We start from the raw sequence: 16,843 nt of genomic DNA on the forward strand, positions 1-16,843 counted from the left end.
ATCAACACGAGAACCCCTGATGAAAATTATTCTGATTCCCATGCTCGCACTGACCGGTGCACTGATGCTGCAACCGGCCCTGGCCGAAGACGGCCCCACTCTGTTCAAAAGCAAACCCTGCGCCGCCTGCCACTCCATCGACACCAAAGTAGTCGGCCCGGCGCTTAAAGACGTTGCAGCCAAGAACAAGGGCGTCGCCGGAGCCCAGGAAACCCTGGCCAAACACATCAAGGAAGGCACGTCAGGCAACTGGGGCCCGATGCCGATGCCGGCGAACGCGGTAACCGATGACGAAGCGAAGATTCTCGCTGCGTGGGTCCTGACGCTCAAATAACCCCCTGGAGGGCGTCATGAGACTTTATCGACAGGTTGTGATTGTGGCGTCCCTCCTCCTGATTTTCAGCGCAACTGCGCTTGCCGCGGTTGCCGCGCCTGACAGCAAACGTCAGGCACAACTCGAACACCTGTTGGCCCAGGACTGTGGCGCCTGCCATGGCCTGCGCATGACCGGGGGGCTTGGCCCGGCCCTGACCCGTGAAGCGCTGGCCGGCAAATCCACCGACAGCCTGATTGCCACCGTCACCCAGGGTCGACCTGGAACCGCCATGCCCGGTTGGGGCCCGTTGCTCAGCCCCGCCGACATTCGCTGGCTGGTCGAGCTTCTTCTGCAAGGATATCCAGCACCATGATCCGTTCAATCCTGTTGTCAGCGGCGGCCGGCCTGTTGTTGTCGGCCTGCGCCCAGCCGCCCTTGCGGGGCACTGGCGATCTGGGCGTGGTGGTGGAACGCGCCACCGGCAGCCTGCAGATCATCGAAAGCGACACCCACACCGCCCTGGCCCGGATCGAGGGTTTCGGCGACCTCTCCCATGCCTCGGTGGTGTTCTCCCGCGACCAGCGCTACGCCTACGTATTCGGTCGCGATGGCGGGCTGAGCAAGGTCGACCTGCTGACCCAGCGCATCGACCAGCGTGTCATCCAGGGCGGCAACAGCATCGGTGGCGCCATCAGCCAGGACGGCAAGCTGATCGCCGTATCCAACTATGTGCCCGGCGGGGTCAAGGTATTCGATGCCGTCACCCTGCAACAGGTAGCCGATATCCCCGCCACGGCCATGGCCGATGGCAAACATTCGCGGGTGGTCGGTCTGGTGGATGCACCCGGGCAACGTTTCGTGTTCAGCCTGTTCGATACCGGCGAGATCTGGAGCGCCGATTTCAGCCAGGGCAATACCCCGAAAATCAGTCGCTTCACCGGCATCGGCGAGCAACCCTACGACGCCCTGATCACCCCGGACGGCCGCTACTACATGGCCGGGCTGTTCGGCGAAGACGGCATGGCGCAACTCGATCTCTGGCATCCGGAGCGCGGGGTACAGCGGGTCCTCGGTGACTACGGTCGCGGCCAGGCAAAACTGCCGGTGTACAAGATGCCCCATCTGGAAGGCTGGGCGGTCGCCGACAACCAGGCCTTCGTGCCCGCCGTCGGACGTCATCAGGTGTTGGTGATGGATTCGCGCAACTGGAAGCAGACCGCGGCCATCGCCGTGGCCGGCCAGCCGATATTCGTCACGGCGCGGCCGGACGGTCGCCAGCTGTGGGTGAATTTCGCCTATCCGGACAACGATCGGGTGCAGGTCATCGACACCGAGACCCACGCGATAGTCGCGGACCTGAAACCGGGGCCGGCGGTGCTGCATATGGAATTCACCTCCCGTGGTGACCAGCTGTGGCTGTCGTTACGCGACGGCGAGCAGGTTCAGGTCTGGGATCCGTACCGTTTGAAACTGCTGAGCACCCTGCCCGCCACCAAACCGAGCGGGATTTTCTTCAGCAGCCGCGCGCAAAAGATGGGGTATTGAAATGAAACTTGACCCCCTCAGCCGCCGCCTGATCGACCGCTTCCAGCATGGCATGCCGCTGTGCCCGGAACCTTACAAGGAAATGGCGCAAACCCTGGGCTGCACCGAAGCCGAAGTGATCGCCTGCCTGCAACACCTGACACTGGCCGGCACCCTGTCACGGATCGGCCCGGTGTTCGAACACAGTCGCGCTGGCGCCAGCACCCTCGCTGCCCTGGCCGTGCCCGCCGATCGTCTGCAACAGGTGGCCGCCCGGGTCAGTCAGTATCCCGAGGTCAATCACAACTATGCCCGCGAACATCACTACAACCTGTGGTTCGTGCTGACCGGTCCCGATCGCCCGCACCTCGAGCGGATCCTCGACGAACTGGAGCAAGACACCGGTCTCACGCCGCTGGATCTGCCGATGCTCACCGCTTACCGCATCGACCTGGGTTTTGCCCTGGGAGAAAGCTCATGAAGCCTGGATTGAATCCGAAACAAGTGTTGGCACTGCGCCGGCACCTGGAAGCCGGGTTGCCGCTGGTATCGCGCCCCTATCAGGACCTCGCCGAACGGATCAAGGCTGACGAACACCAGGTGCTCGAACAAATGCGCCTGTGGAATGAGCAAGGCATGTTCCGTCGCATGGGCCTGGTGCTCAATCACCGCGCGCTGGGCTTTGCCGCCAACGCCATGCTGGTGCTGGATATCCCGGACGCGCTGGTCGATGAAGTCGGCCAGCGCCTGGGACGCGCGTCCGGCATTACCCTCTGCTACCAACGGCCACGGCGCTTGCCGGATTGGCGATACAACCTGTTCTGCATGTTTCATGGTCGACAACGGGATCGGGTCGAGGCGCAGATCCAGGCATTGCTCGAAGACCATCTGCTGAGCGATCTGCCCCACCAACTGCTGTTCAGCACCCAGGTGTTCAAACAGTGCGGCGGCCGTTTCGCCCCTCCGTTGACAGATGCATCGACAAAAGCTTCGACAGCAGCGCCGCGCCATGGATGATCTCGACCGCCGACTGATCAACCGCTTGCAGCTGGGCCTGCCGCTGGTGCGCCATCCCTGGCAAGTACTGGCCGCAGAACTCGATAGCAGCAGCAGCGAATTGCTCGACCGCTTGCATGTTTTGCTCGAGGACGGCGTTCTCACCCGCTTCGGCCCGATGTTCGATATCGAGCGCCTCGGCGGGGCATTCACCCTGGCCGCGCTGGCGGTCCCCGAAGAGCGTTTCGAGGAAGTCGCCGAACTGCTGCATGACCTGCCTGAAGTGGCTCACAACTACCGTCGCGAGCACGCCTGGAACATGTGGTTCGTCCTCGGCTGCCCGACCGCACAAGGTATCGACGAGACCCTGCAACGGATCGAACGCCTGACCGGCCTAGTGCCGCTCAACCTGCCGAAAGAGGAGACTTACCATGTCGGTCTGTATTTCCCGGTCTGAAGACTCCCTGGCCTTGCGCCTGATCGAGCTGACCCAGGCCGGCCTGCCCTTGCTCGACGACCCCTGGGCCTGGCTCGCCGAACAGCTGGGGCTAAGCGTCGAATCGACCCTGGACCTGCTCAAGCGACTACAGGCCGAAGGCGCCATCCGCCGGATCGCCGCCGTACCCAACCACTATCGCCTCGGCTATCGCCACAACGGCATGACGGTCTGGGATGTGCGGGACGCCGACATGCCGCGCCTCGGTGCGCTGATCGGCGCGCAATCCTTTGTCAGCCACTGTTATCGCCGGCCGCGCCGCAGCGCCTGGCGCTACAACCTGTTCGCCATGGTTCATGGCCGCAGTAGCGACGAAATCGACAGCTATCGCGAGCACCTGCGCTTCTTGCTGGGTGACGCCTGTGCTGGCGATGAAATGTTGGTGAGCAGCCGCATCCTGAAAAAAACCGGTCTGCGTCTGCCGCCCCCTTTACGCTGAACAAGCGCGCACTCAAGGAGAGTTGCATGTTGAGGATCAGCCATTACCTGCGTGCCCTCGCAGGCCAGAGTCCCGCCCCTCGAACCAGCCCGCCGGGTAGCACCCGCGCACCGGTGGTGATCTGGAATCTGCTCAGGCGTTGCAACCTGACGTGCAAACACTGCTACGCCACCTCGGCCGACAGTGTCTTTCGCGACGAACTGGACACCGCTGCCGCACTGACAGTGATCGATGACCTGCACGACGCCGGGGTGCGGGTATTGATCCTGTCCGGTGGCGAACCATTGTTGCGCGAAGACCTGTTCCAGCTCAGCGACTACGCCAGGAGCAAGGGTTTCTTCGTCGCCCTGTCGAGCAATGGAACGCTGATCAATCAGCAGAACATTGCGCAGATCAGCGCGGCGAGTTTCGATTATGTCGGGATCAGCATCGACGGCCTGGAAGCAACCCATGACGCGTTCCGCCAGCTCAAGGGCAGCTTCGCCAGCTCCATGCAGGCGATCCGGCTGTGCCGGGAACAAGGCATCCGCGTCGGGCTGCGCACCACCCTCACCCAGGAGAACCATGGCCAGCTTCCCCAACTGCTGGAGCTGATGCGCGAATACGACGTGCAGAAGTTCTATCTGTCGCACCTCAATTACAGCGGGCGCGGCAAACGCAGCCGCAAGCTCGACGCCCGGCAACAGATGAGCCGCGAGGCCATGACGCTGATCTTCGAGCGCGCCTGGGAGGACATCGAACAGGGGCGCGACAGCGATTTTGTCAGTGGCAACAACGACGCCGACGCCATTCTGCTGCTGCAATGGGTCGGCCAGCGCCTGCCCGAGCATTACGCTCGGCTGGAACAGATGCTTCGAGCCTGGGGCGGCAACGCCTCGGGCAGCGGCATCGCCAACATCGACAACACCGGCGAAGTGCACCCGGACACCTACTGGTGGCAACACTCGGTGGGCAATGTCCGGCATACGCCGTTCCGCACCCTCTGGCTGGAGCAGCCCGATGCCTTGCTGCAGCAGTTGCGCAAGCATCCACGGGCGGTCGGCGGGCGCTGCGGGCAATGCCGCTGGCTGAGCATCTGCAACGGCAATACCCGCACCCGGGCCTGGGCCGAAGGCGATCTCTGGGGGCAAGACCCGGGCTGCCACCTCAGCGATGAGGAAATCGGCTTGCAGCCGTCACTGACCATTCCTTGCACCATGAGCTGAATAGCCTGGCTGGCAAACCATCTGACACAGGATGGGGCCGGTAAACCTGATGAAGAACCAAGGAAGTCTCATGCAACCATCGACTGTTTTACCTGCCGCTCTCCACTCCCCGTTCAGACCGGGCGAAGTCGCTCTGGTCGGCGCCGGCCCCGGCGATCCACGCCTGCTCACCTTGCGCGCCTGGAGCCTGTTGATGCAGGCCGACGCCGTGGTCTATGACCGGCTGATCAGCGCCGAACTGCTGACATTGATTCCCCTTGATTGCGCCCGACATTACGTCGGCAAGGCCAGCGGCTGCCACAGCCTGCCCCAGGAACACATCAACGAGTTGCTCGCCGATCTCGCCGACCAGGGTCTGCGGGTGGTGCGGCTCAAGGGCGGCGATCCGTTCATTTTCGGCCGTGGCGCCGAGGAGCTGGAGTATCTGCTGGCGCGCGGCGTTGACTGCCAGGTGGTCCCGGGGATTACCGCCGCCGCAGGCTGCACCGCCTACGCCGGGATTCCGCTGACCCACCGTGACCTGGTCAATTCCTGCCGTTTCATCACCGGCCATTTACAGGCCGATGGTGAGTTGCAATTGCCCTGGAGCAGCCTGGCAGACGATAGCCAGACCCTGGTGTTTTACATGGGGCTATCGAACCTTGCTGTCATCTCCCGGCGCTTGATCGAGGCCGGTATGCCTGTCGATACACCGGCGGCGCTGATCAGCAACGGCGCCCGCCCCGACCAGCAGGTTATCCGAGGCACCCTGCAGGGTCTGCCGAGCATGGCGCTCGACTGTCCCCAAGGCACTCCGACGCTGACCGTGATCGGCAAAGTGGTCGATCTGTTCGCCGCGCAGCCGCTGGAGTACCCGGCGCGGGTGTGCTGCGCGCCGCTGCGGCAGCACGCCCGCAAGGTGGCGATATGAGGCGCATGCTCCTTGCCCCTTTGTTATGGCTGGGTACGGCATATGGCACAGTCTCTGGCGTCGCGGTTGACCAGGCCGCGCAGGATTATCAGCAGCACTGCCAGAGCTGCCATGGTGTCAACCGCCTCGGCGGCGCGGGGCCGGCGTTGCTACCGGAGAGTCTCAGCCGGATCAAGCCTGACGAAATTCGCCGGGTGATCCAGAACGGCCGCCCGGCCAGCCAAATGGCCGCGTACGCCAGCGTCCTCGATCCGGCGCAGATCGACGGGCTGGTGAACTACCTTCAGCAACCTCCCGCCACCCCGCCCACCTGGAACGATGAGCAGATTCGCGGCAGTCACAGCCTGCTCGCCGATGTCTCGAAGTTGCCCGTCACACCTCAGCATGGCGCCGACCCGCTCAACCTGTTCGTGGTGGTGGAAGCCGGCAATCATCACATCAACATCCTCGACGGCGATCGTTTTGAAGTGCTGGCGCGTTTTGCTTCGCACTTTGCCGTGCATGGCGGGCCGAAGTTCTCGCCGGACGGGCGCTTCGTCTACTTCGCCTCCCGCGACGGCTGGATCAGCCTGTATGACCTGCACAACCTGAAATTGATCGCCGAAGTGCGTGCCGGGATCAACACCCGCAACCTGGCAGTGAGCAAGGATGGCCGCTGGGTGCTGGTGGGCAACTACCTGCCCGGCAGCCTGGTGGTGCTCGACGCCCGCGACCTGTCGCTGGTCAAGACCATCCCGGCCGTCGGCCTGGACGGCAAGACCTCGCGGGTCAGTGCGGTCTACACCGCGCCGCCGCGCGACAGCTTCATCGTCGCGCTCAAGGACGTGAAGGAAGTCTGGGAGCTGTCCTACTCCGGTAAAGCGGACTTCGAACCGCGACAGATCGCGGCCCAGGATTACCTGGACGACTTCTCCTTCTCGCCGGACTACCGCCAGTTGCTGGCCACTTCACGCAAGGCCCAGGGCGGCCAGGTGATCGACCTCGACAGCGGCAAGGTGGTCACCGACATTCCACTGCCAGGCATGCCGCACCTGGGCTCGGGCACCTACTGGAAACGCGACGGCCAGTGGGTGTTCGCCACACCGAATATCAGCAAGGGACTGATCTCGGTGATCGACTTCAAGACCTGGAAGCTGATCAAGGAAATTCCCACGCTGGGTCCGGGTTTCTTTATGCGCAGTCACGTCAATTCACGGTATGCCTGGACCGACGTGTTCTTCGGCCCGGATAACGATGCGATCCACCTGATCGACAAACAAACCCTGGAAATCGCCCACACCCTGCGCCCGATGCCCGGCAAGACCGCCGCCCACGTCGAATTCACCCGCGATGGCCGTTACCTGCTGCTGAGCATCTGGGACACCGACGGTGCGCTGATCGTTTACGACAGCAATACCCTCAAGGAGATCAAGCGCATCCCGATGAACAAACCGTCGGGCAAGTACAACGTCGGCAACAAGATTGAATTTGCTGAAGGGACTTCGCATTAGACCATTGAAGGCGGCCTGGATTCGATCAGTGTGCTACAGCAGCTCATCAAACCGCGCTGCGGCCTTGAGCACGAAGGGCATGCGCTGATGGAGATCGGCCAGGTCGGCCATGGGGTTGTTGCCAAAGCCAATGGTGCGTCCGTCATCAAGGTGCCGGGTCAAGGCTTCACCCATGGCTTGGCCAGCGCCAGCGTGATTAGGTAACGCTCCTCTGTAGGGCGCTTAACGTCCCTGAAGCGATTAACCACCAGCATCGCTTGATACTGGTTGCCCGCTTGCCAATAAGACGTCCCGCCTTTATTCACGTCGCGCAATCGGGCACGCCATTGCGGTGTGTCGGCAAAGGGTGGATCGTCCTTGACCCGGATGGGTCTCCAGCCGCCTTGGCGCCATTGCTCCTGTAAATCCAGCACGACCTTGAGCGTATCGTCGAGCAATAGCGGCTCGATTTGCGGGGACATCCGTACACTGTTGATCAGCTCATTACGGTAAATAACCGTGAAGAAGCGGGCCAGTGGGGTCACGAACCCGTATTGCGGGTCAGTGAAACGCAGACGGGCATCAGACTTGGGAATGTTGAACGAAACCTGCCCCGGAATGGCGGGTCCAATGGCTGCACTGGAGCGCTGGCGCATGGACTCGTAAGGCTCGCCAATCACCAGTGCGATTTCCTTTTCCGATTGCACTTCAATAGCCCCCCATGCAAGGAGTGCGACAACGACTAGCCCGACCCCGCCACGTCGCCAGCCCACCTGCGCGAGCCAACTCATCGTACGCCCCCACCTGCGGCGATCTCCCGAATCGCCTGTTCGATCTGGTGGCGATTGCCGTTTCGCAGCAGCTCGTCAAACTGCGCCGCGGCCTTGAGCACGAAGGCCATGCGCTGCTCGATATCGGACAGGTCGGCCATGGGGTTATTGCTGAAACCAATGGTGCGTCCGTCATCGAGGCGCAGGATCATGGCTTCACCCATGGCCTGGCCAGCGCCAGCTTGATGAGGTAGCGCTCCTCTGTAGGGCGCTTATCGTCCCTGAAGCGATTAACCACCAACATTGCTTGATACTGGTTGCCCGCTTGCCAATAAGACGTCCCGCCTTTATTCACGTCGCGCAATCGGGCACGCCATTGCGGCGTGTCGGCGAACGGTGGATCGTCCTTGACCCGGATGGGTCTCCAGCCGCCTTGGCGCCACTGCTCCTGCAAATCCAGTACGATTTTGAGCGTATCGTCGAGCAATAGCGGCTCGATTTGCGGGGACATACGGACATTTCCGACCCGCTCATCATCGAAACTAATGGTGAAGAAGCGAGCCAGTGGGGTCACGAACCCGTATTGGGGGTCTATGAAACGAAGGCGGGCATCTGATTTCGGCAATCGCCCCCAGTAATGCCCGGGAATAGCTGGGTCAATGGTGGCGCTGGAGCGCTGACGCATGGCTTCCCAGGGCTCGCCAATCATCAGTGCGATTTCCGGTTCACTCGAATGCACTTGAATCGCCGCCACCGTAAGGAGGGCAGTGACCGCCAGTGCAAATACCGCGCGTCGCCAACCCACACGTTGCAGCAGGCTCATCGCACGCCCCGGCCCGCGGCGATATCCTGAATCGCCTGTTCGATCCGCTGCCGATTGCCATCTTGCAGCAGCTCATCAAACAGCGCCGCCGCATTGAGCACGAAGGGCATGCGCTGATGGAGATCGGCCAGGTTGGCCATAGGGTTGTTGCCGAAGCCAATCGTGCGTCCATCATCAACGCGGCGGCACTGGCTGGCCAGCGTCAGTTCGATGGCTTGAGCGGCGCCGGACGGAAAGCCAGTGACGTAAGAGACATGGTTGCCGCGCAGTAGAGCTACCAGTTTCGTGTCGCTGTACATCGCCGGTTGCAGGATATTCCGCTGTTCGTGCCAAGCCAGACGCTCAACACTATTGGCGACGTAGCCAGCCTCAATGGCTTCGAAGGCTTGCAGGATTTCCTCGTAGTTAGTACCGAACTCTAGCGTCTCCTGCCCGACCGGCCATAGCACTGGGTACTCATCATGCCCATAAATGTTTTTGCGTGAAGGCAGGCAAGTTTCGAGCGCCTTCAACCCACGTTCTTGGTAAAAAACATGCAGCGGAAACACATCCAGAAACAGCGTGGTATTGCCCATGGCCAACATCTCGTACACGTACTGGTACAGCTGCTGCGCGTACGACAGTGATTCGTCGTTGCGCCCGAGGTCGATGCTCGGCACCGGGTTGTTGCGGAGCGCTTGCTCGTAGTCACGCTGTGCCTGCTCGAAGTCCCGCAGTTTCGCCTGCCTGTCCCGCTCACTGCGGCTGAGCAAGCCTAAGAACCCCTTCCTGGCGCTATTCCTCAAGCGCTCCCCGGCCTCATATTCAGCCTGAATCTTCTCCATCGAATCAGCGGCGTGCAGCAGGCCACAGCCGACCTGCTTGGAGGCGAAAGCCGCGAGGCCCGCCCACTGGAAGCGCTGATCGTGCAGCCATAACTGGGCGTAGGCGGCATTGATCGCGCGGTTGCGCTCCTTGGGGTCGACGATCAGCCTGCCGCCCGGCGCCACGACGGACTCGGCTCGTTGCTGGTACCCCAGCCAGAGGTTCTCGCAGACCCGTCCCGGCAATTCAGCGAAGGTCGGAGTGGGACGGCTCGCTGCAGGCGCGAAACCGGAGGGGCGCGGCTCGGTGACCGATTGGCGGGCGGCGGCCGGCGCGGCGGGTTGAGCGGCTGCCCGGGGACGCGGCGCGACGGCACCACCATCGATCTCCTGACACCTGAGGGTCTGGTTGGCAATCAGCCGCGGCGGCGGGTCGCACTTGCACTTGCAGAGGTCACCGTCCAGGGCGGCGTTGCGTCCCTCCAGCAGGTCCACCAGGCGCGGGCCGTCGCAGACAATCTCCCCGGTGCTGTCGCATTCCGGGCAATAGACCTCATCGCCTTCGCGGGCCATGGCCAAGCCATTGATGGTGCTGTACTGCCAGCCGGTGCGCACGCTGCCGTCGACGGTAGTTTTGGCCCCGACGGTGATGTGATAACGCCTCATGCGATGTATGTCCTTGTTTTATCTGCAGGGACGACCACGCTAGGTAAGGCGATGGGGGAGATAAATCAGACGTGTCTTTGTCTGGTGTAGGTCGATTCTGCAATCAGGTAGCCAATGGGCAGTGATTTGGCATTTGAGCAGATAGCTCCGGCGGGATGACCGCATCATCCGAGCGCGACCCATTGTGGCGAGGAAGCTTGCTCCGGTGGCCCGGTCCGCGCTCGGGCGAAGCGGTCGTAGTCCGGTTATCGCGTTCCATCTGAATACTCGCGGTGGCTGATTTCAGGGTCGCTTCGCAACCCAGCGGGAGCAAGCTCCCTCGCCACAGGTTTTGTGTTCGGCGAATCCTTTCCTGAACTAATCGGCATTGGGGCAAGCTTGTTCGGCGCTGATCACGATATCGTGGGCTGATGCAGATCATGTGTGGGAGCGGGATTTTTCCGACAGGTCTTCGGGGTTGCTTTGATGCAGGCCGACGGCTAATCTTTGCGGGTCGCTGCAAAATCAGCGAACGGGTTTAGCGACCCGAACAGGTGTAGGCGCAACAGCGCCCCAGACTTCATTGCAGGCGTTTTTTTATGCCCGCGATATCGTGTCATGGCGGCTGTGCGTGGGAGACCTTCGGGTCTGCCGGGCTCCTATACCCCCGGTTCGCTAACCTGCGTACAGCTGCCACCCTTACTTGTTTAGCGACAGGTCACGGTGGTTCCAACTTCGGTATAGGAGCTTCACCATGCACAAGGTCACCCCCAATCCCCCTGAAATCCCTGATGTTTCTCCCTACGAATCCCTCAATTCCAACAAACTCCATCAGGCCGCCCAGCGGGCTCTGGATCACTACCTGCCACCCCCGTCCGACAAATCTCGACTCGCTGACGCTCGGCCGCTGAACATCTTCGCCGTCGTCCCTGGTCTCAACACCGAAACGCTGTTGGCCAACGCCTCCGAGACGCTAGCCAGCGCCAATGTCCTGGCCAGCGAGCTGGCATTCGATGTCGAGGGCTCTTGCCGCAATGTGGCGCTGGCGATTCAGCAGATGATCGAGCTGGGCCAGTTGTTGGTAAATGAGGCGTTGGAGCAGGTAGCTCCGGCAGGTTGACCGCGTCAGTCGAGCGCGCAAAAAACCTGTGGGAGCGTGGCTTGCCCGCGAAGAACGATGACGCGCAAAGTCTGAAAAACCGCGGTGTTCGTTTCGCGGGCAAGCCACACATTGGATTTGGGTACATCCCCAAGAGCCAGGCCGGATGTCCGGCCGCTATCGCGAGCAGGCTCGCCCACAGTTGATTTGGGTACATCCGCAGGAGACAGGCCGGCCGGTCGGCCGCCTCGCTTTTGCTTTGGCTTTTGATCCTGATCTTGATCTACCCGCCCCTTCGGCAGGCCGAGTGGAGGCGTTCATCAGGGGGGTGGCGCGAAGCGCCGTCAGCGCAGCTGACTCCGCCGCATTGCGGCGCCCCCTGATGGACGCCGGAGCGAGGGAACACCGAGCCTTGGCGAGGTGCCGTACGCTCGGGGCGAGACCTTTGCTTCCTTTGGGCTGGGCCGGCACTCCGGCGTTTGCCAAAGGGAGGCGCCGTAAGGGCGAAACCCTAAGTGGCCGTTACCGCAGGAATGGATATGTACACCAGTGAGAGACAGGTCGGCTATAAGGCCGCCTTCGCAGGCAAGTCGGATCGCCGCACCGCACCTCCCACATTTTATTTGGGTACATCCGCAGGAGACAGGTCGGCTACCAGACCGCCATCGCGAGCAAGCTCGCTCCCACGGTGGATCGGTGTACATCCGCGAGAGACAGGCTGGCTATAAGGCCGCCTTCGCAGGCAAACCAGCTCCCACATTTTATTTGGATACATCCGCAGGAGACAGTTCGGCTGTCAGGCCGCCTTCGCGGGCAAGCCCGCTCCCACAGGAATTGTGCAGTATCTTTGAAATCAACCCAGGGTGTACCCGTTATCCACCTTCCAATCCTGCCCATAGACACCCCGGGCGCCCTGGGACAGTTGAAAAACAATCACATTGGCCACCGCCGCGGCGTCGAGGAAATGACCGGGCAGCAAGCGTTTGGTCAGGTTGTCGGCCAGGACATCCAGCTGCTGCTCGCTCAGGCCCAGATTGTCCCACATGGCAGTGGCTGTCGGCCCTGGCGAGACCAGATTGATCCGCACATCAAGGGACGCGAACTCCACCGCCAGGGTCCGCGCCTGGGCCACCAGCGCGGCTTTGCTGGCGATCCAGGCAGCCAGCCCGGGAAAGCTCGACCCCGTCAGGAAGCTCCCGACAAACACCACCGAAGCCGGATTCGCCAGTTCGCAGCGCAACGCCGCCAGGGTATTCAACGCCCCGGCACCATTGACCGCCCACTGGCGCTGGAAGGCTGCCATATCCAGGCTGTCGGCCATCTCCGCGATGCCGGCGTTGGGCACCAGATAATCCACCGGCCCCAATGCCGCGGCACGCCCGGCGAGACCGCGCAGGTCCTCCTGACAAGTGACATCCCCGGCATGCCAGTGCAAACGGTCGCCATGGATCTGTTGCAAGGCCGACAGTTCGCCGAGGGTGCGCGACATCGCCAACACCTTGGCGCCTCGGGCCAGTAACGCCGTGCACAAGGCCAGGCCAATCCCGGAACTGGCACCCGTGATCACCGCCAAACGATCCTGAAACTCGGTCTTCATCATTTGCTCCTGGGCATCGCTGATGCCAAGCACTGGGGACATAACACACCCCTATCTTTGAGCAGATGGAGAAATACCGACTTGACGGCGATCAGATTTTCTCGATGCAGTTTCGGCTGATCAGCCGATCAATGAGTCATGTGCGACATGGCGGTTTGCTGCTGGAGCAGCGCCTGGTCGATTTCGTAGAAGCGCAGTACGCGCCCGCCCTTGTCGGCGGCAAGTTGTTCCGCGGCCTGCTGCTCGGAGAACGACGCCAGCACCACGCCCATGGAGCCTTTGAGCTCGGTGCCGATCACATAAAAAGCATTTTTCGCATCAATCAGGTGGGAGTCATCCGGCGAATCCCACGAGCTGCGGCCCATATCATGGACATAGAGCCTGGCATTGCCATGATGGTTTTCCGGCTGCAACCACCAACCGAGCATTTCCGCGGTGGAGCAAAACTTCTTGGTCCCGGTCGGTTCGACCACTTCGCCCTTGGGCCCGGGCAATTCGGTGATGATCATCCCGCAGACATGGCACTCATCGCTGGGGTGGAAGGCCGACGCAGCGTCGCTGTAGGTGGTTTGTACGGGCTTGTCGCAGGCCGCCAGCAGCAGGCAGACCAGCAGGCCGGCCAGTGCCCGCGCCGTATTCGGATAACGCCTGTTCATCGTTAAATGCTCCAGAAATGTCCAAAGTTGAAATTCATGTCGACCGTCGACGAAACAGCAGGTAGGCCAGCCCCAGGGGCGCCGCGACCCACAGCGCCAGGCACAGCCAGAGCATCGAGCCCGGCATCGGCAGGTCGCTGCCCAGTGCCAGCACCCCAACGCCATTGGCGCTGGCCTCGAAACCCGAGAGATTGATCAGCCGATACACATCGGCGGGATTGAGCAATAGCAGCCACGGCAGCAGTTTCGGGCTGAACTGGCCTTCGCTGAGCACCAGCAGCGCCAGCAGCGCCAGATCGAACACCAGCACGAAGAAGAACCACACCCCCAGTGCCAGACCGGCCGCGGTGGATTTCTCCGCCGAGACACTGCTCAGTACATAGGCCAGGCCGAGAAAGCCCCAGCCGAGCAAGGTCGAAGACAGCATGAAGCGACCAAAGGCCCAGAGCAGCAGACTCAGTTCGACGTCATCGACCAGCACGGCGATCGCCAGCATCGCGCAGCCGAAACCGATCAGTGTCGCCAGGGCCAGGATCAAGCCATGGCCAACGAACTTGCCCAACAGGATCTGCCCGCGTCCAAGAGGATAGGTCAACAACAGCAAGAGTGTGCCGCTCTCGTCCTCGCCGACTATCGCGTCATAGGCCAGCAGCAAGGCAATCAGCGGCATCAGGAAGGTCGCCAGGCTGGCCAGGCTGGCGATGGTCGCCGGTATCGAGGTGAAGCCCAACTGCCCGGAAGCAGCGGCGCCCAGCCAGGCGATGCCGATGGCCAGTACCGCGAATAACAGACTGATCGCCAGCAACCAGCGGTTGCGCAAACCGTCGCTGAATTCCTTGCGGGCCATGTTCCAGATCGGCTTCATAACGCGCCCTCGGTCGCTGCCACAGCGGCGCGGCCCATGTAAAAGCGGTAAATATCTTCCAGGGATGGTGGATGGATTTCCACGTCCGCCGGGCTGTCTTCTGCCAGTAGCTGGCGCAACAGCCCGAGCTTGTGGCCATTGAGCGCGGCCACTTGCAGGCCTTCCACCCCCCAGCGTTGGGTGACATGCCCGGCGTTGTTCCAGCGCTGCTGCAATTGCCCGGCGCGCTTGAGCCCGCAGGTGCGAATCAGTGTTGGCAGGCCAGCCTCCTCGCGCAGGCTGGCGAGGCTGCCGAGGGCCAGCAACCGGCCTTGGGTAAGAATCGCTGCGCGATTGATATGCGACTCGACCCCCGGCAATACGTGGGAGCAGAGAATGATGCTGGTGCCCTGGCCGCGCAGGCGGTCGAGCAATCGATAAAGGTCCTGGGTCGCGATTGGATCGAGGCCGACGGTCGGCTCATCGAGCAACAGCAGCCTCGGCTCGCCGAGCAGGGCTTGAGCCAGACCCAGACGTTGGCGCATGCCCTTGGAATAGGTCTTGACCCGCCGCAGCGCCGCGCCCGCCAGGCCGACTTCTTCGAGCAGGCTGTCGACCTGGGCGACCGGCGCACCCTTGAGCCGGGCGAAATGGCGCAAGGTTTCCAGACCGCTGAGTTGCGGGTAAAAGGTCACGTTCTCCGGCAAATAGCCGAGCAGCCGCCGCACCTGCGGATCGCTGGGCTGCCGGCCGAACACCCTGACCTGCCCTGCGCTGGCCTGGAGCAGACCGAGTATCAGTTTCATGCTGGTGGTCTTGCCCGCGCCGTTATGCCCGAACAGGCCCAGCACCTCACCTTGCGCCAGACTCAGGTTCAGTTCATGCAACACAGTGGTCTGCCCGTAGCGCTGGCTGACGCCTTCGATTTCGACGACATTCATGACACAGGCTCCTGGGTCAGGGTTTGGGTGGGTGCTTTCATCAGCGGATGGCTGTCCATCACTCCCGGCGATTTCATCACCGGAAAGGCCCGTTGCACCCAGCGCAACAACTCGATCCCGGGGCTATTCATCAACAAGCGGACCTGCGGGTACAGCCACAGCAGGCGGTCGACGTTATCGTTGGGTTCATAGGTAACATCGCCCAGGCCATCGTCGTTGCGATCCCAGCCCAGGTAGTCGCTCCAGTAATTGCCGCGGCCATCCACCGACCATTCCTGCAAACGGGTGGCGACATATTTGACCTGGCGCTGGTTGCCGACAAAAGCGTTGTCGGCGATACGGTTGTCTTCGGAGCCGGCGGTGAGATGAATGCCCACCGCGCTGCCTTCGAAGTGATTGTGTTCGATGCTGTTGAACAGCGAGTTGTAAATGAACAGTGCCTTGCCCTCGGCGCCGCTGATCATGCTGTCGCCGGTCGAGCCGCCGTCGCGTACGTCAGTGACGATGTTGTCGCGCAAGGTCGAATAGGTGATGTAGTTCATCAGGATGCCGTAGTTCTGATCCTGTTCGGAGCGATTGCCGATCACCGTCAGCTTGCGGCTTTGCATCAAGGCGTAGCCGGTGCGGGTGCGGCGAGTGGTGTTGCCGAGCAGTTGGTTGTCGTTGGCAAACATGTAGTGCACACCGTAGCGCAGGTCTTCCAGGGTATTGCCCTGCAGCAGGTTGCCGTTCGAGGTGTCGATGTAGATGCCGTCGCGGGTGTCACGGACATGGTTGCCGATGACCCGGGCGCCGTGCACCGCATACAGATGGATGCCGTTGCCGCGGTCCTGGGAGCGCATGGTCGGATCACCCTGGATGCTGTTGTCGATCAGGCTCACATCCGGGGTTCCATCGACCCAGATACCAAACCCCTGGCCCTGCATCCGGTTGCCCTTGATCTGCGCACCATGAGCCTTGGGCAGGATAAACAACGCAGCGTTCATGGCCGTCATGTCGTGCCCCCAATCGACAAAGGTACAGCCCTCGATCGTTACGTCGGGCGCGCTGATGATCAAGCCATTGCCCTGCCCCTGGCCCTGAAACACCGCACCGGGTTCGCAGAGAATCTGCATCGGCTGATCGACGCTGAACGAGCCAGAGTACTCCCCGGCAGGCAAGCGCCAGCGTTGCTCGCCAGCAGCCTGCAACGGCAGCGCGGTGATGGGTTGCACCACCGCCCCGACACTGCTCGAGAGCACCAGCAGTACCAGCGCAATGGACTTTATCCGGGATCCGCGAACCGGGCTTTCCTTGATATCGACCATTGA

At 62.0% G+C, this 16,843-nt stretch carries 21 protein-coding genes; 11 read left to right on the forward strand and 10 right to left on the reverse strand.

Annotated elements, in window-relative coordinates:
* Positions 1-19 precede the first annotated feature (19 nt).
* The 10 genes from F8N85_RS16035 to F8N85_RS16080 all read left to right on the forward strand — a co-directional run bounded on the left by F8N85_RS16035 (position 20) and on the right by F8N85_RS16080 (position 7,376).
* Positions 20-334, forward strand: a complete 315-nt coding sequence (locus tag F8N85_RS16035; RefSeq protein ID WP_150804537.1) for a c-type cytochrome — start codon at positions 20-22, stop codon at positions 332-334.
* A 16-nt stretch (positions 335-350) separates the two neighbouring features.
* Entirely contained in the window at positions 351-689 is a 339-nt protein-coding gene (locus F8N85_RS16040) for a c-type cytochrome (RefSeq protein ID WP_150804538.1), read from the forward strand.
* Positions 686-1,861 (forward strand): cytochrome D1 domain-containing protein, encoded by a 1,176-nt coding sequence (locus F8N85_RS16045; protein WP_150804539.1) that lies wholly within the window; start codon positions 686-688, stop codon positions 1,859-1,861. Before F8N85_RS16040 ends, F8N85_RS16045 begins: the two co-directional genes overlap by 4 nt.
* Before the next feature lies 1 nt (position 1,862).
* Positions 1,863-2,321 carry an Lrp/AsnC family transcriptional regulator gene (locus tag F8N85_RS16050; RefSeq protein WP_150804540.1) on the forward strand — a complete coding sequence of 153 codons (459 nt, stop codon included), beginning with the start codon at positions 1,863-1,865 and terminating at the stop codon, positions 2,319-2,321.
* Positions 2,318-2,857, forward strand: coding sequence for an Lrp/AsnC family transcriptional regulator (locus F8N85_RS16055; RefSeq protein WP_150804541.1), 540 nt, complete (start codon positions 2,318-2,320; stop codon positions 2,855-2,857). Before F8N85_RS16050 ends, F8N85_RS16055 begins: the two co-directional genes overlap by 4 nt.
* Positions 2,850-3,293 (forward strand): Lrp/AsnC family transcriptional regulator, encoded by a 444-nt coding sequence (locus F8N85_RS16060; protein ID WP_150804542.1) that lies wholly within the window; start codon positions 2,850-2,852, stop codon positions 3,291-3,293. The genes F8N85_RS16055 and F8N85_RS16060 overlap by 8 nt, the downstream gene beginning before the upstream one ends.
* Positions 3,268-3,771 carry an Lrp/AsnC family transcriptional regulator gene (locus F8N85_RS16065; protein ID WP_150804543.1) on the forward strand — a complete coding sequence of 168 codons (504 nt, stop codon included), beginning with the start codon at positions 3,268-3,270 and terminating at the stop codon, positions 3,769-3,771. Before F8N85_RS16060 ends, F8N85_RS16065 begins: the two co-directional genes overlap by 26 nt.
* A gap of 26 nt (positions 3,772-3,797) precedes the next feature.
* Entirely contained in the window at positions 3,798-4,976 is a 1,179-nt protein-coding gene (nirJ, locus tag F8N85_RS16070) for a heme d1 biosynthesis radical SAM protein NirJ (protein WP_150804544.1), read from the forward strand.
* Between the two features lie 70 nt (positions 4,977-5,046).
* A complete protein-coding gene (gene cobA / locus F8N85_RS16075) occupies positions 5,047-5,886 on the forward strand; it encodes a uroporphyrinogen-III C-methyltransferase (RefSeq protein ID WP_150804545.1) in 840 nt (279 codons plus the stop codon).
* Positions 5,883-7,376, forward strand: coding sequence for a nitrite reductase (locus F8N85_RS16080; RefSeq protein WP_150804546.1), 1,494 nt, complete (start codon positions 5,883-5,885; stop codon positions 7,374-7,376). The genes cobA and F8N85_RS16080 overlap by 4 nt, the downstream gene beginning before the upstream one ends.
* Before the next feature lie 33 nt (positions 7,377-7,409).
* Here the strand turns inward: F8N85_RS16080 and F8N85_RS34555 are convergent, their stop codons facing one another.
* Genes F8N85_RS34555 through F8N85_RS16100 form a run of 5 tightly spaced genes read right to left on the reverse strand, consistent with a single transcriptional unit; the run spans position 7,410 to position 10,417 of the window.
* Positions 7,410-7,550, reverse strand: coding sequence for a hypothetical protein (locus tag F8N85_RS34555; protein WP_191636194.1), 141 nt, complete (start codon positions 7,548-7,550; stop codon positions 7,410-7,412).
* The gene (locus F8N85_RS16085) at positions 7,535-8,146 is read right to left on the reverse strand and encodes a hypothetical protein (RefSeq protein WP_150804547.1); all 612 of its coding nucleotides are present in this window, start codon (positions 8,144-8,146) and stop codon (positions 7,535-7,537) included. Before F8N85_RS16085 ends, F8N85_RS34555 begins: the two co-directional genes overlap by 16 nt.
* Positions 8,143-8,349 (reverse strand): hypothetical protein, encoded by a 207-nt coding sequence (locus tag F8N85_RS16090; protein ID WP_412072494.1) that lies wholly within the window; start codon positions 8,347-8,349, stop codon positions 8,143-8,145. The genes F8N85_RS16085 and F8N85_RS16090 overlap by 4 nt, the downstream gene beginning before the upstream one ends.
* On the reverse strand, positions 8,334-8,948 hold the full coding sequence (locus F8N85_RS16095; protein ID WP_150804548.1) for a hypothetical protein: 615 nt from the start codon (positions 8,946-8,948) through the stop codon (positions 8,334-8,336). Before F8N85_RS16095 ends, F8N85_RS16090 begins: the two co-directional genes overlap by 16 nt.
* A complete protein-coding gene (locus F8N85_RS16100) occupies positions 8,945-10,417 on the reverse strand; it encodes a PAAR domain-containing protein (protein WP_150804549.1) in 1,473 nt (490 codons plus the stop codon). Before F8N85_RS16100 ends, F8N85_RS16095 begins: the two co-directional genes overlap by 4 nt.
* A gap of 733 nt (positions 10,418-11,150) precedes the next feature.
* Here F8N85_RS16100 and F8N85_RS16105 point away from each other — a divergent pair.
* Complete coding sequence (locus F8N85_RS16105; RefSeq protein WP_150804550.1) at positions 11,151-11,516, forward strand: DUF6124 family protein; 366 nt, start codon at positions 11,151-11,153, stop codon at positions 11,514-11,516.
* A gap of 832 nt (positions 11,517-12,348) precedes the next feature.
* On the opposite strand, the gene F8N85_RS16115 is transcribed toward F8N85_RS16105, so the two are convergent.
* The 5 genes from F8N85_RS16115 to F8N85_RS16135 all read right to left on the reverse strand — a co-directional run bounded on the left by F8N85_RS16115 (position 12,349) and on the right by F8N85_RS16135 (position 16,840).
* Entirely contained in the window at positions 12,349-13,092 is a 744-nt protein-coding gene (locus F8N85_RS16115) for an SDR family NAD(P)-dependent oxidoreductase (RefSeq protein ID WP_150804597.1), read from the reverse strand.
* A gap of 128 nt (positions 13,093-13,220) precedes the next feature.
* Complete coding sequence (locus F8N85_RS16120) at positions 13,221-13,748, reverse strand: nitrous oxide reductase accessory protein NosL (protein WP_150804552.1); 528 nt, start codon at positions 13,746-13,748, stop codon at positions 13,221-13,223.
* Positions 13,749-13,782: 34 nt separating this feature from the next.
* A complete protein-coding gene (locus tag F8N85_RS16125) occupies positions 13,783-14,613 on the reverse strand; it encodes an ABC transporter permease (RefSeq protein ID WP_150804553.1) in 831 nt (276 codons plus the stop codon).
* Positions 14,610-15,533, reverse strand: a complete 924-nt coding sequence (locus F8N85_RS16130; protein ID WP_150804554.1) for an ABC transporter ATP-binding protein — start codon at positions 15,531-15,533, stop codon at positions 14,610-14,612. The genes F8N85_RS16125 and F8N85_RS16130 overlap by 4 nt, the downstream gene beginning before the upstream one ends.
* On the reverse strand, positions 15,530-16,840 hold the full coding sequence (locus tag F8N85_RS16135) for a nitrous oxide reductase family maturation protein NosD (RefSeq protein WP_150804555.1): 1,311 nt from the start codon (positions 16,838-16,840) through the stop codon (positions 15,530-15,532). The genes F8N85_RS16130 and F8N85_RS16135 overlap by 4 nt, the downstream gene beginning before the upstream one ends.
* Positions 16,841-16,843: the final 3 nt, after the last annotated feature.

The organism is Pseudomonas fluorescens, from assembly GCF_902497875.1.
GTDB lineage: Bacteria > Pseudomonadota > Gammaproteobacteria > Pseudomonadales > Pseudomonadaceae > Aquipseudomonas > Aquipseudomonas fluorescens_BR.

Excerpts from the sequence above, each read along its gene's own strand:
- F8N85_RS16125 (WP_150804553.1), bottom strand. The coding sequence starts at position 14,613 with ATGAAGCCGATCTGGAACATGGCCCGCAAGGAATTCAGCGACGGTTTG.
- F8N85_RS16085 (WP_150804547.1), bottom strand. The coding sequence starts at position 8,146 with ATGAGTTGGCTCGCGCAGGTGGGCTGGCGACGTGGCGGGGTCGGGCTA.
- F8N85_RS16100 (WP_150804549.1), bottom strand. The coding sequence starts at position 10,417 with ATGAGGCGTTATCACATCACCGTCGGGGCCAAAACTACCGTCGACGGC.
- F8N85_RS16090 (WP_412072494.1), bottom strand. The coding sequence starts at position 8,349 with ATGGGTGAAGCCATGATCCTGCGCCTCGATGACGGACGCACCATTGGT.
- F8N85_RS16055 (WP_150804541.1), top strand. The coding sequence starts at position 2,318 with ATGAAGCCTGGATTGAATCCGAAACAAGTGTTGGCACTGCGCCGGCAC.
- F8N85_RS16080 (WP_150804546.1), top strand. The coding sequence starts at position 5,883 with ATGAGGCGCATGCTCCTTGCCCCTTTGTTATGGCTGGGTACGGCATAT.
- F8N85_RS16120 (WP_150804552.1), bottom strand. The coding sequence starts at position 13,748 with ATGAACAGGCGTTATCCGAATACGGCGCGGGCACTGGCCGGCCTGCTG.
- F8N85_RS16035 (WP_150804537.1), top strand. The coding sequence starts at position 20 with ATGAAAATTATTCTGATTCCCATGCTCGCACTGACCGGTGCACTGATG.
- F8N85_RS16045 (WP_150804539.1), top strand. The coding sequence starts at position 686 with ATGATCCGTTCAATCCTGTTGTCAGCGGCGGCCGGCCTGTTGTTGTCG.
- F8N85_RS16040 (WP_150804538.1), top strand. The coding sequence starts at position 351 with ATGAGACTTTATCGACAGGTTGTGATTGTGGCGTCCCTCCTCCTGATT.
- cobA (WP_150804545.1), top strand. The coding sequence starts at position 5,047 with ATGCAACCATCGACTGTTTTACCTGCCGCTCTCCACTCCCCGTTCAGA.
- F8N85_RS16060 (WP_150804542.1), top strand. The coding sequence starts at position 2,850 with ATGGATGATCTCGACCGCCGACTGATCAACCGCTTGCAGCTGGGCCTG.
- F8N85_RS16130 (WP_150804554.1), bottom strand. The coding sequence starts at position 15,533 with ATGAATGTCGTCGAAATCGAAGGCGTCAGCCAGCGCTACGGGCAGACC.
- F8N85_RS16065 (WP_150804543.1), top strand. The coding sequence starts at position 3,268 with ATGTCGGTCTGTATTTCCCGGTCTGAAGACTCCCTGGCCTTGCGCCTG.
- F8N85_RS16095 (WP_150804548.1), bottom strand. The coding sequence starts at position 8,948 with ATGAGCCTGCTGCAACGTGTGGGTTGGCGACGCGCGGTATTTGCACTG.
- F8N85_RS16115 (WP_150804597.1), bottom strand. The coding sequence starts at position 13,092 with ATGAAGACCGAGTTTCAGGATCGTTTGGCGGTGATCACGGGTGCCAGT.
- F8N85_RS16135 (WP_150804555.1), bottom strand. The coding sequence starts at position 16,840 with ATGGTCGATATCAAGGAAAGCCCGGTTCGCGGATCCCGGATAAAGTCC.
- F8N85_RS16105 (WP_150804550.1), top strand. The coding sequence starts at position 11,151 with ATGCACAAGGTCACCCCCAATCCCCCTGAAATCCCTGATGTTTCTCCC.
- F8N85_RS34555 (WP_191636194.1), bottom strand. The coding sequence starts at position 7,550 with ATGGGTGAAGCCTTGACCCGGCACCTTGATGACGGACGCACCATTGGC.
- nirJ (WP_150804544.1), top strand. The coding sequence starts at position 3,798 with ATGTTGAGGATCAGCCATTACCTGCGTGCCCTCGCAGGCCAGAGTCCC.
- F8N85_RS16050 (WP_150804540.1), top strand. The coding sequence starts at position 1,863 with ATGAAACTTGACCCCCTCAGCCGCCGCCTGATCGACCGCTTCCAGCAT.